12 protein-coding genes are annotated in these 12843 nt (G+C 36.5%); 5 read left to right on the top strand and 7 right to left on the bottom strand.

What is annotated here, in order from left to right; translation table 11 throughout:
* Nucleotides 1-76 precede the first annotated feature (76 nt).
* Entirely contained in the window at nucleotides 77-754 is a 678-nt protein-coding gene (locus AC27G3_RS01090) for a response regulator transcription factor (RefSeq protein ID WP_487117975.1), read from the bottom strand.
* Nucleotides 755-756: 2 nt separating this feature from the next.
* Nucleotides 757-1062: a PepSY domain-containing protein gene (locus AC27G3_RS01085; protein ID WP_487117974.1), complete on the bottom strand. Its 306-nt coding sequence runs from the start codon at nucleotides 1060-1062 to the stop codon at nucleotides 757-759.
* A gap of 307 nt (nucleotides 1063-1369) precedes the next feature.
* Between AC27G3_RS01085 and AC27G3_RS01080 the strand changes: the two genes are divergently transcribed.
* Entirely contained in the window at nucleotides 1370-2230 is an 861-nt protein-coding gene (locus tag AC27G3_RS01080; RefSeq protein ID WP_487117973.1) for a choice-of-anchor H family protein, read from the top strand.
* 21 nt (nucleotides 2231-2251) lie between these two features.
* Here AC27G3_RS01080 and AC27G3_RS01075 read toward each other — a convergent pair whose 3' ends face one another.
* Nucleotides 2252-2872: a LysE family translocator gene (locus AC27G3_RS01075; protein ID WP_487117972.1), complete on the bottom strand. Its 621-nt coding sequence runs from the start codon at nucleotides 2870-2872 to the stop codon at nucleotides 2252-2254.
* A 68-nt stretch (nucleotides 2873-2940) separates the two neighbouring features.
* Nucleotides 2941-3759 (bottom strand): MBL fold metallo-hydrolase, encoded by an 819-nt coding sequence (locus AC27G3_RS01070; protein ID WP_487117971.1) that lies wholly within the window; start codon nucleotides 3757-3759, stop codon nucleotides 2941-2943.
* 215 nt (nucleotides 3760-3974) lie between these two features.
* Between AC27G3_RS01070 and AC27G3_RS01065 the strand changes: the two genes are divergently transcribed.
* Together AC27G3_RS01065 and AC27G3_RS01060 are read left to right on the top strand one after the other, a co-directional pair.
* Nucleotides 3975-6830, top strand: a complete 2856-nt coding sequence (locus tag AC27G3_RS01065) for a TolB-like translocation protein (RefSeq protein ID WP_487117970.1) — start codon at nucleotides 3975-3977, stop codon at nucleotides 6828-6830.
* A 137-nt stretch (nucleotides 6831-6967) separates the two neighbouring features.
* On the top strand, nucleotides 6968-7795 hold the full coding sequence (locus AC27G3_RS01060) for a hypothetical protein (protein WP_487117969.1): 828 nt from the start codon (nucleotides 6968-6970) through the stop codon (nucleotides 7793-7795).
* A gap of 50 nt (nucleotides 7796-7845) precedes the next feature.
* Here the strand turns inward: AC27G3_RS01060 and AC27G3_RS01055 are convergent, their stop codons facing one another.
* Genes AC27G3_RS01055 through AC27G3_RS01045 form a run of 3 tightly spaced genes read right to left on the bottom strand, consistent with a single transcriptional unit; the run spans nucleotide 7846 to nucleotide 11316 of the window.
* Nucleotides 7846-9237: a sigma 54-interacting transcriptional regulator gene (locus tag AC27G3_RS01055; protein ID WP_487117968.1), complete on the bottom strand. Its 1392-nt coding sequence runs from the start codon at nucleotides 9235-9237 to the stop codon at nucleotides 7846-7848.
* The gene (locus AC27G3_RS01050; protein ID WP_487117967.1) at nucleotides 9227-9808 is read right to left on the bottom strand and encodes a hypothetical protein; all 582 of its coding nucleotides are present in this window, start codon (nucleotides 9806-9808) and stop codon (nucleotides 9227-9229) included. The genes AC27G3_RS01055 and AC27G3_RS01050 overlap by 11 nt, the downstream gene beginning before the upstream one ends.
* Nucleotides 9805-11316, bottom strand: coding sequence for a sensor histidine kinase (locus AC27G3_RS01045; RefSeq protein WP_487117966.1), 1512 nt, complete (start codon nucleotides 11314-11316; stop codon nucleotides 9805-9807). The genes AC27G3_RS01050 and AC27G3_RS01045 overlap by 4 nt, the downstream gene beginning before the upstream one ends.
* A gap of 371 nt (nucleotides 11317-11687) precedes the next feature.
* Between AC27G3_RS01045 and AC27G3_RS01040 the strand changes: the two genes are divergently transcribed.
* The gene (locus tag AC27G3_RS01040) at nucleotides 11688-12053 is read left to right on the top strand and encodes a hypothetical protein (RefSeq protein WP_487117965.1); all 366 of its coding nucleotides are present in this window, start codon (nucleotides 11688-11690) and stop codon (nucleotides 12051-12053) included.
* Nucleotides 12054-12272: 219 nt separating this feature from the next.
* A complete protein-coding gene (locus AC27G3_RS01035) occupies nucleotides 12273-12581 on the top strand; it encodes a hypothetical protein (protein WP_487117964.1) in 309 nt (102 codons plus the stop codon).
* Nucleotides 12582-12843: the final 262 nt, after the last annotated feature.

Raw genomic sequence — 12843 nt, 5'->3', positions numbered from 1 at the left:
AATAAAGCGAAACTTTAGTGAATGCAGCTGAGGATGTTTTAGAAAAAATGACGCCATATAATCAGTTAGCTCTTAATTATTCAGGCATGATCTTGAGTTGATAACCTAAACCTCGATGAGTTTCGATAAAGTCATATTGACCATCTGGATCAAGTTTTTTCCGTAACCGCCGAATAAATACCTCAATAACATTGGAATCTAAATCAAAGTCTTGATCATAAATATGTTCAGTTAGCACGGTTTTAGATTTAACTTCCCCTATGTGCATCATTAAAAATGCGAGTAGCTTATATTCAGAGCTGCTTAAATTAATCACATTACCATTGACACACACTTGAAAGTTGGTGGTATTTACGGTTAAAACTCCATTGGTAATTACAGGGTTGGTTTTCCCTGCAGAGCGCCTGATAAGTGCATTTAAGCGGGCAATTAGTTCTTCATTTTGAAAGGGTTTGGTTAAGTAGTCGTCTGCGCCTGCATCAAGGCCTGCCACTTTATCTTGCCAACTATCGCGAGCTGTTAATACTAAAATAGGGTAGTTTATGTTTTGTTTTCTTAAGGCTTTAATAACCGTTATGCCATCAACAATAGGTAAACCAATATCAATAATTGCTGCATCGTAGTTATATTCTTCGCCTTGGTAAAGTGCGTCTTGTCCGTCACTGGCAATATCAACGCTGTATTGTGCTTTAATCAAACATTCTTTGAGGTTTGTTTGTAATGATAAGTCGTCTTCAACCAGTAATAAACGCATAGTTACCGCCCTAATATTTGGCCACTATAAGCATCAACAAGTACGGAAATTACTTGTCCATTTCCTTTAAGTAACTTAACTCTATAGCCAGTGTTTCCGTTAACATTTTGCCTGACGACTTTTAATACTTTGCCACCATAACGGTTTTTAACAAGTTGTGCTGCTTGTTGCGAGCTGCGTATTTTCATCGAAACATTTTTGTTCGAATTACTGCCAACGAATACAGGGGCAAAACCTGAAGCATGAGCGCTGTAATTGGGCAGCCATGCTAGTGTTAACACAATCAATACGAATGAAAAAACTTTCACTTATAAATACCTATTATAACGATACAATTAACTACTTAGTGTAAACCCAAGTGGGTAGTAAATATATAGGGTCTGTTGAACTTTCGAACTTGATTTTAACATACCACTTGAAAGCTTAATTTATCTAAGCTGAATACTGGCTGAATGCGAAAATAAAATCAGTTTACCACTCGCTCAAGCAACCTTTAGTTAAAGGTTGAACATTGTTAAGTATATGTTCAGCCAGTGTTCAGTTTTACTCAGTTTAAATAGAGCCACTTATCATAGGTAAAGTTAGATAAAGCTAATTTTAATAGAGGAATGCATTATGTTTACTCAGCTCTTGAAATATTTCAGCCGAAAATCGCTTGTTAAAGCGTTAAGGTTAATCACATCTAGTTTTGTATTGCTCACCTCATGTTTTGCCTTGAGTGATGAAATTCGTCTGGCAAATAACAAGCAATTTCTATCTGTTTCTATCGGTTTAACTTCCTCTGATGGACAATCAGTAAATAGCTCACAAGATGAGCGTCGCCGACATAGTGCTTTAATGACACAAAATACAGCTCTGATACCTTTAGCGACGAGTTCTTCTGAAAATGCTAAGACGAAAACTCAACAACCAGCAAGCAGAATACGCCCACCAAAAAGCAATTACTCGCATCATAGTTTTAGTATTTATGATGCTTTTAGCTATTTATTAGAAGATATCGACTTAGATGGTTATTATCAGACCTTTAGTGTGATTTTTGATGCAGATCTACACAGTGGCTCTTCACTCGACTCGGCGGCAGTTTATGCGCAACTGTATTTAAGTCAAAATGGAGGGCCTTGGGTGCATTATTACACTACAGACAACTTTATGATTTATGGTGAGTCAGACAGTGATGAATTTGAGGTGATAACTACTCTTCATCAAGGATATAGTCCAGACAACTATGATGTGTTGATAGATCTTTATCAAGTGGGCTTTAATGAATTGGTTGCAACCTATAGCTCTGATGATAATAATGCTTTATACGCACTACCGCTTGAAAGTGTTGATTATGATCTTGAGTATGTCGTAGAGGTTAACGATGGTTACGTAACTCATGGCGGCAGCTCGTCAGCAATTTTTGTCTTTATATTATTAGTGTTGGTGTTTTTTAGAGAATTCGGGAAAGGCGTATGTAAAATCTGTTATCGATAATTTCTGACAAACGAGCTCAGGTTAACTACAGGCCAACCAAATTGCTACACCTATCATTAACGTGCCTGAGATTTTATTCAGACGTTTTACGTTATCGCTTTGGGTGAGTAATTTACCCAAAGTTTTTCCGCCTGTTGCGTATAACAGCATACAAATAAACTCTGACAATAAAATAACCACGATTAATACTGAAAGCTGCAAAGTAAATGGTAAGTTTGGATTAATAAAAGGCGGTAATAATGACACCATAAACGCCCAACCTTTTGGGTTAGCAATTGCAGTTACAAAACCTTGGTTAAATAATTGTTTTTTATTTACTACTATTGTTTGCACTGTATTGGAAATAGCGAGTTTCCCTTTAGAGCGCCACATATTGATACCCACATATAATAAATACGCCGCACCAATGAGTTTGAGGACATTAAAAACTTGAGGGAAACTGAGCATAATAGACGAAACACCCACTGCTGCTGAAATTGCGACAACAGCAACACCTAACATTTCTCCCCACATCATCCATAGTGTGTTACGTACGCCAATAGACATCCCTAGCGTCATTGCTAGTGTCATACACATACCTGGGGTAATGCTAACCAAGAAAAATGTCGGAATAAAAAGAGCAATTAAGGTGGTATCAATCAAAGTGTTTTGCTTATTTCGAAGTAAATCAAGCTAGCAATAATACTGAGTGCTTTGCTGACACACAATCATTATTGTATTAATTTATCGGGCAATTTTAAACAGGCTTCAACTAACCCTTTTTTACTAAAATGAAACTGAGAAACATAGGAGAACATATCCTCTTTGCCTAATAATTGGGTGCGAATTTGCTTCACAGGTAAGCCTTGATTCGCAAGAGTTTTTACTTTAGAAGCGAGTTCAATAATGAAGTCTCGCTTATTGGCTATATCCTCTTTACCACTTTTCATAATGCCGCGATGCGGACAAAACGCGGTATCAAAATCTAAAGCTAGCACCTTATCTAAACTATTTATTTGCTGAGTTAGGTTTTCGTCTTTATGAAGGTAACGGACTTTAGACGCAATATATAAATCGCCCGTAAAAAGAAATCCATTTGCTTTGTCATAAAAGCAGCTCATGTCGTCGGTATGTCCAGGTGTAAGTATAATATCTAATTCAAGGCCATTATTAGAAACAAACTTATCTGTTAATAGCTCAGTATCTACGGCTTTTGCCGTGCCCCAAATGAGTTTTTGAATAAACGGTAAAGTGTGAGTTTCTTGCAAGCTTTTTTGGCACAATGCATTGCTGTGAACCGATAATTGGCTATTGTTTTTAAGGTAAAAAGCATTTCCGCTATGATCTTCATGGTGATGTGTAATCAGTACATGATTAACCTTATGTTGTTTGATAAATGATTCAACAAATTGCCATTGGTTAATAGGTCCAGTATCAATGAGCACGTCTTGGTATTGATAAACGACAAATGTGGTATTAATACCTTTATTAAAACGCCCAACACGTACACCTGAAACAGGCCCTAATTTTACAGTTTCAATAACAGCCATTCATCACTCTTTAACCCTTAATTGTGGTAGGACCAGTTTAACGTGTTAGGTGTTAATTTGTAAACAAGGGCATCTAAAGGCAGTTGCTGCAATCTTTGCGATCAATTGCTTACAATTTTAGTGGCAATATTATGCTAAATAGATGCCATTTCAATGTTGATTTTGTGTAAAATTCAACATTAAAGTACAGGCTTATGTTTCCAAGGAAAAAATCAATGATTCGAATGCTTATTTTGCTGTTTTTGATACTGCCACTTGCAGTAACGGCAAAAGATAATATACAAACAATCAATACAGAATATGCACGTATTCATTTTCATAAAGATTATCAAAAATTTGCTGAGCAAGTTGCTGATAAACTTGATGACATTTACCTTGATGTCAGCAAAAGGGTTGGCTTTAAACAAAATGATAAAATTGATTTCTTAATCGCAGACGACATCCATCAAGCTAACGGGTATGCCGTACCTTTAGCGGCGGGTAAAATTGTTAAAATTTATACCAGCGCACCGAGTTCGGAACAAGCCTTAGGCTCATACGAAGACTGGCTAGATTTAGTGATTAGCCATGAATTAACCCATAAAATTCACATCTCTGAACCGAGTAGAAGTTGGCGTTCTTTGTTTGATAAAGCATTACTAAATGCCGATACCATTAATTTTACTCGATATCCGCGCTGGGTATCTGAAGGGTATGCTACGCTGATTGAAACAGAACATACTAAACAGGGGCGTTTAAATAGCGATTTTGTTAAAGCACTATTGCAACAATGGGCGGTAGAAGGACAATTGCCTAGTTACGAGACAATAAATGGTAATGACAGCTATGTTGGTAATCGCATGGCGTACTATCAAGGGGGAGCTTTTTTGTTTTGGTTACAAACCCATTATGGCAAAGATAAACTTTCTCAACTTTGGCATAGAAGTAGTGCAGCAAAGTATCGCGATTTTGATGAAGCTTTTACCGGCTTATTTTTAGAGTCACCTCAACGCCTTTATAAACAATTTGTTGCTGAACAAATTTATCTAGCAAAAAAACATGAATTAAAGCAAGAGCCTACGGGTAATATTTGGCAAGATAATAATTACCAAGTACTTAGTAGCGAACCTTCGATAGCGCAAAATAAAATATTACAACTGGAAAAAGATAAAAACGGTTTTATCACGCTTAATGTTTATGGCTTAAGTGCTAATGACAAAGCAAGGGATAAATTCGTAAAAGCGAATCAAAAATTACTGGTTAATGACGCTTTAGATGTGCCTGACACTCAGCCTGCTGTTTTTAATCGTAAAGCGGAATGGGTGGTAAAACCTAATCGTAAACATCAATGGCAACAAGCCCGCTGGTTAGATAACAATCATGCTTTGGTTTTACAGTACCTTATTGAAGACAATCATGAACTAGGGTTTGAGTTAGCTAAAGTTAATTTAAAGACAGGTTCGGTTGAAAAAATTACTGAAAAACTTCGTTTACATAGTTATTCGGTAATGCCTGACAAGCAATCAGTTATTGCTGTGTCACACTTTGCAGGGTTTAATCAACTCATTCAGTTGTCACTCAAAGATGGCAGTTATACAACTATTACTGATAAAAAGTTAAATGTTCAAATGGATAATTTAACCCTTTCTCCCGACGGGAAAAGTTTAGCTTTAATGGCGAATAACGATAAACACTGGAAAATTCACCTATTGAACCTTGAAAATAAAACATGGCAAATTGCTAAATTGTTTGCTGTTGATTATATGTTTGCTAGTGAAGAAGCGAGTCGTACTTTACTAGCCGGCAATTATTTATCTTATTTGCGTTGGCAAGATGACGGACTTTATTTTAGTCGCAGCACAGCAGAAAAAACGGGGCGTTCAGTCAATGTTTTTAAATTAAATTTTAAAACTTTTATGTGGCAGCAGCTTAGCGAAGGTTATCAGTTAACAACGCAAGCATTTACGATAAAACCCACTGAAGAAAATAAATTGTTATCTGAGCAATTGTTTTATTTAATGACTACCAGTCAAGGGCAAGACACTTATATTCAAAGTCGCGCTCATGAAAAAGGTAAAAATAGACCGCCAATAGTGACGCAAGGTCGTTTCGAGTTACACCCTATTGAAAAAAGCCAAGCCAAACCATTGGTGCATCAAGTTAAAGAAAGTCATGATTATGGGATCGGGCCACAAGCTTATACTATTGCATTAGGCGGTTATACGAGTAGCGATGAAGACAGTATTGAATTAGTTGCCAGAGGCGGCGATCCGTTAGGGAGATTAAGATGGCAAGGTGCCTATAACAATGGCGACATACAGCAAGAGGCGGCGTTAAACATAAAAAGCAACTGGTTTAATATGGCTTGGTATGGTGAGCTTGTTAACGCTCAAGGACAAGACAGTGATTATCGTTCTACGGCGGTGAATGGCGAATTAGCTTATAGCGCGCCACTTTCTTTTTATAGCTCATTGAAAATTGCTCTAGGTTTAGGCAGCGAAGATACTGAAAACGCAGCGCTAGACGATAAAATTAATCATTATCGACTACAGGGGCAATACCAGTTTGAAGATGCTATAGGCAAATTTAGCTATGGCTACGCACTAAAAGGTTTACTGATTGACTACAGCGGCGATTATCAAGATTGGCAACGTGTTGATTATGGAATAGACCTTGTTGTTGGTTATAACAATGCGCGTTTGAGCTATCAATACGTTAATAATGAACTTGATGATAACGCCCCTCTTTATCAGTTATTGACTTTGGGAGGGCAGATCAGCTCAGCAAATAGCCAAGTGGCGAATCATAAAATGTTAGATGCGAAACTACCGTTTGCTTGGCAAACCGGCTATGAGTTTGAGCAACATAACATAAATGTGAATGTGTCAGGTGTTGATTTATTTTATCTTAAGCATCAAGCTGACAATAACGAGGCATTGGCGGCCTATGGCGTACAAGTATCTTCCTCCACCTTAGATATATCACCTCTATTAGACGGTATTACTATTCAAGCTGGTTTTACTTGGTATGAAACTGCTATAAATAATAATAATCAACAATATCATTTATCAGCGACCTACCAATTTAAATAAAATTTGACCGTTTGAGCTAGGAATTGACTTTAATTGCTAGACAGTTAAGGTCAAATCACTTTAATATGAGTTTTCCGCAAAATTACCCCCCAACTTTTTGCTGACTTTTATTCACCTTTTTGGACGACTATCAGTTAATGTATATTTTAATCTCTGTATGTTTAATTGCTTTGTTTCTTTTTGGCGTATTTGTTGAGTACGTGTCGACAATGCGAGAACGTAGAAGTAACGATAAAAATCGAAAAATTCTTAAATTACAGCACGTGCTTGCTAGAAGCCAAAACCTGCTTAATGGCCGTACAATATTACCGTTAACGGTAACAAGCTCTATTGTTTGTTTAGAACGTTCGCATGCAGCTATCACTGGACTTATTGAAATAGAAAGCACCGAAAAACGCATAGAAGCCTTACAAGAAACCAATAAAAAATTACAAAACTTTAAAACCCTTGAACCTACGTTACCGTTTTTTTATGCCCGTCAACCAATGCCAGCCACATCGCCAGAGCAATCTCAGTTGTTAAAGCAAAGTATGATGTTAGTTATTTTACTTAAAGTGGAGCATGGAAAAGGGCGATTAAGTGTTGAAGAGTTAAATGGTGAAGTCACCCAATTAGAAATTTTAATCACGCGATTAAAGTCAGCGCTATATAGCGCGCAAGCCATGGAGCAGTTTGAATTAAAAGATTACCCTAAAGCACAAGCGCTCAGCGATAAAGCTATGGAATTATTACAAAAAGTTTTGTGTGAAGATCCTGAAGTTATTCAATTACTCGATAATGAAATGGCTAATATCAGCCTATTAAATGATGGCGTTTCTGGTGTTATAGATGAAAAAAGTCATACCTTTTACGACAAGTTTAAAGGTAATGAAAAAGTGAATGAGCCACCTAAAAAGAAAAGTGCATTATTTAAAGACGACAATGATGGTTTAGATAACGTGTTTGGTAAAAAGCGCAAATATTAAATCGACGACTGTGTCACTACTTTATTTAAACTGAGCACAAACACGTTATTTTACTCTTCCCGAAATGCCTCTGCGGTTAAGTGATGACGATTTAGCAGTTTGTAAAATTCAGTGCGGTTTCGTTGTGCTATTTTGGCTGCCTGAGAAACATTGCCTGCAGTGAGTTTAAGTAACTTAGCTAAGTAATTGCGTTCAAACTCATCTTTAGCTTGTGCGAAAGAAGGCAGTGGGCTGTTTTCGCCTCGTAGGGCATTTTTAACCAAATTAGCAACAATAATACTCTCTGTTGATAAGGCTACGCTTTGCTCAACAACGTTTTGTAACTGTCTAATATTTCCTGGCCAAGGTGCTGCAATTAGCACTTCCATGGCTTCTTGAGAAAACCCGTTAATCTCAAGCGAGGTTTGTTGGTTACTATTATTTAAGAAGTGTTGAGCAAGAAGTGGAATATCTTCACGGCGCTCGGCCAAAGGCGGCAACTCTAACTCCACTACATTTAAACGATAATAAAGATCTTCTCGAAAGGTTTTTTCTTTAATGGCACGTTGTAAATTTTTATGGGTGGCCGATATTATTCTAACGTCCACTTTCACCGGTTGAGTGCTACCGACAGGACGTACTTCTTTCTCTTGCAAAGCCCTTAATAGCTTTACTTGAAAACTCATTGGCATATCGCCAATTTCATCTAAAAATAATGTGCCACCGTTACTGGCTTGGAATAAGCCTTGATAGTTATTTTCTGCGCCAGTAAATGCACCTTTAACATGACCAAAAAGTTCAGACTCTAATAACTGTTCAGGGATTGCTGCACAATTAATTGCGGTAAATGGTTTTTTGGCTCTGTGACTGGCTTGGTGAATCGCCTGAGCCAATAACTCTTTACCTGTACCACTTTCACTATGAATTAATAAACTAAAGTCGCTCTGAGCAACTTGTTTGGTTTGTTGAAGTAGCGACTCCATTACCGCACTACGGCTGATTATTTTAGCGCGCCATAAATCTTGTTGGGCATTATTTTTAGCATGGGCGGGTTGCAGGCGAATAGCTTGTTCAACGGTTTCAAGTAACTGTTGGCTTTCAAAGGGTTTGGTTAAAAAGCTAAACACTCCTTGCTTAGTCGCACTAATCGCATCGGGTATGGTGCCGTGCGCGGTCATGATAATCACAGGTAAATTGGGTGATTGTTGACGAATTTGTTCAAACAATGCCATACCGTCCATACCATCCATCCGTAAATCACTGATCACTAACTGCGGGTGAAAACTTTTAAGCAAGCCAAGGGCTATTTTTGCATTGGCTGCCGATTGCACGCAGTAACCTGCCGCTGATAAACGAATTGCTAATAAACGTAATAAACTGGGATCATCATCCACGATTAGAATATTTTCTTGAAGAGGGTTAGCGCTTGCCTGTTTTGCTGATGTCATTGTTTTATTGTCCATGGCCACTAATCGCCTTTTCAATTGTTTTAAGTTGCGTAATTTGTTTGCTCAATTGAGTTACGGTGAGTTTGAGCGCAGCAATTTCATTTTGACGTTTTTTATTTTCAACACGGTTTTTAGCTGACAGAGCATCATTGGCAAGCTCTTGATTAATTACTTGTTGAAATAGGTAAAGCTGTTGATTAAGTTGATCTTTAAGTAAGGTAATAAAAGCCAAATCAGCGGGATTAAACTGATAATTTTTATGTGTTTTTAATTGTTCATTTAATTGCGACTTTGCTGAGTAGGCATTGTGAATTGGTGAATTAGGTAGGCTATGAAGTAACAACAAGTTAATTTCGGCTTCGATACTTCCTTGAGATTTTTTTAATTGTTGCTGAGCGATTTCAGTTTTAAGCTCATCAGATGATAGATTTTTTAAAGACAAATAATATTGGCCAAAATTTACTGTGTTCGTGGCGATTAACGCATTGCTAGGTTGTTGGTTATTGAGCTGACATGCAGACAATAATAGGGCAATTAGTAACATACTCAATGGTTTAATTGCGCTGTATGGTGTGTAGTTAGTCATTTGTCTTCTCTAATAAAAACATGATTTAAAGTCACAAGTAGTTGTGTTCCGCTAGGGGATTGCGTTTGGCTAATAAGGCGAATGCTTCCGTTTAATCGCATTAGTAATTCTTTAACTATTGTTAAGCCAAGCCCACTACTTTTAATATTATAATCTTTTGGTGGCGCACCTTGATAAAAAGCGTCAAACACTTTGTCTTGTTGCTCGTTGGCTATGCCATCACCTTGATCGCTAATCGAAAAATTAAGTTGATGATCAAGCAACTGTGCCTCTAAGCTAATAACGCCTTTATTGGGCGAATATTTAATAGCATTGGAAAGTAAATTATCAATTATAACCGTTAATTGTTTGGTATTACTTTGAATCATAATATCGGAATATTGCTTTTCAATAATGAGATTCTTTCGTTTTATTTCTAACGTTCGATCAAGAAGGACCTGTTCAATTAACTGAGATAAATCAATTGTTTCTTTATCTTGTAAACTTGTTGAGTCTAAAACGATATTGAAATCGAGCAACTCTTCAATTAATCGTTGTAAGCGCGTAGTACTGCTTCTAATAATTTTAGTAATCTCTTGTTGTTCGGTATTTAACAAGCCAACACTGTTATCGTAAATAAGCTCGGTACCTTCTCTAATGGCAGCCAGTGGTGTTTTTAATTCGTGGGAAATATGTCGGATAAAACTCGACTTTTGTAGCTCTAGTGCATGTAATCGAGCGCGCATTGTATCAAGGGCTTCGTTAATTTCAGTAATCTCGATAAAACCAGCAACAGGTCGTTGTTTATATGTAGGGGCTTGTTGAAAATTACCTTGTTGAAGCAGCTGAATTTTAACAATTAGCCGCTTTAATGGGTTAGCAATAAGCCTGCTAAAAAATATCGCAATTAAGAATGATAGAGGAATGATCAATAAACTTTTTAACAAGGTAAAACTTATTTGGTCAGTAGCACTTCTAATGGTTTCTGCTTGGTGATTTATTAATTCTCGGCTGCGTGCATCAATTTGTTCATTAATATAACTGAGTTGCTTAAAGTGCTTTTGCAATTTAGTTAACGAAATAGTCTCTGCTTGGCTATTACTTGTAATGATAATTCTTTGATGTGTTTGGTTAATGGCCTTAGAAAGCTTGGTAGTTAATTGGGCAATTTGAGTATCTTTATGTTGTGACAAGTCATTTACGGCTTCAATTAATATCTGCTGTTGTAAAAGGTAGTTTTCAATTAACTCTTTATCTTGTAAAACTAAATATTGGCTTGCATAGCGTTCCATTTTTTTTAAAGTGGCGTTGATATTTTGATTCGTGTTAATGAATTCTGCGACGGTAAATATTGCATTTGCCCCCTGTTTTGACAGTTGGTTTACTTGATAAGCACTGTACAAAAGCGCACAAATTAAAGGCAGAGCAACTAAAGAAAAGCCTAATAAGGTTAATCGTTTAATCGACATTGGCTTTAATAGGTTGAACTTACTATTTATCGTATGGGTGACTCTTTGTATCGCTGACACTTTATAGATCCTAGAATGAACTCACCGCCTTTTTAGGCCATTTTCCAAATTATTTCAATGATGTCTCAATTTAGAGACAAGGCGTTAAATATTTATTGATGTTGCTAGTTGTTGATTTATAACAAGTATTTTTAATATTTGTTTTTCTGTTGGTTCTTAAGTTTATCTAAATAAATAACTTGTTGCCATATGGCGACAGATCAAAGGGGGTGAAAGTTAATAAACACTTTAAAAACAACAGGTTAAAAAATTGGTATGGTGTGTGCTTTACTGGTTTGCGCACATAACATTGCCAGTAATTAAGGTTCAGTGATTATGTAATTAATAACATTCGCGAGCATTGCTCGAATAAGTATAAAAAAGGATCTCAAATGAAAAACATCAGTTTATTGAAAGTTACTGCTTTTGTCGTAACAGCAGCATTCGGTTCAAACTTTGTAAATGCAGATGACAAAGTTAATCAAGCAATTGAACAAGCTAACGCTGAAGCGCCAAAAGTTGAAGCGCCTGCCGTTGCTGAGCAACTACAATTTTCATCGTTATTAGAAAAGTTAGACAACGATAAAAATGACACGCTTAGTGTTTCTGAAGTATCAGCTAACCAAAGTAAACTGTTGCTTGAAGAGTTTACTAAAATGGATGTTAATCAAGATAAAGAAATAGATGAAACTGAATACAATAATTACCTAGCTATGGTATCAGATAAAGTGTCAACAGTCGTAAAAAGCACAATTTAACAAGTAATAAAGACCAGATTTATTGATATAGCTTTACCCCTTTTACCGACTGTCTCCCAACTAGCAGTCGGTTTTTTTTAATATGGCAATAAAGTCTTCTGTGACTAGTCGATTTTTTATTGTTGCATTTGTGTAAAAACTGTTATTTACTAAACTTTCTGCTAGCGCATGGATGTGCCCTAATTTGATTTACTAATCAATTAAATAAATGAGACCTCCATGAGCAAAACGATAGATCGTCATATACAAATCGATAACTGGATTTTTGAAGTTAAAATGGTAAGAGCGCTACGCGTTCAGAACTATGGTGAGCCCTATAGTGCTATTGCAAACATTACCTTAAATGGTGATAGCGCACATATTGATGGCCTTATGAACAAAGATGCTTCAGAGTTTGATCCGCAAGACATTAACACGCTCAAAGAATTTTGCCGCATGATGGACAGTAAACATGTTCAAGTAGAGCATTTAAATACTATAACTTCACCGTCTCGAACAGCAGATGTTAAACAATTAAAACAAGCTTAGTTAGCCCATGAGCAGCTACTTAATTAATACAGAAACTCCCAGTATATTGCTCTTGATAAACCATCTGCCGTTTTTAACTTAAAGCCTTGATGTCCGCAACTGGCTAATTAAAGTCAAAAATAAAGACATAAAAATTTATTAATGGTTATGTTTGTGTAACTGCACGCCTTGCTAATTCCAATTGCTCTTATCATCTGTATCAACAAATTTACACTTTCTGAAAAAATCATTGTGATACACTTATTGATGGTTTTTATTTCTC

Source organism: Colwellia sp. SU-HH01217 (assembly GCF_057543495.1).
Note: the sequence above shows the minus strand (reverse complement) of the source record. Positions and strands in the feature narration are given on the sequence as shown.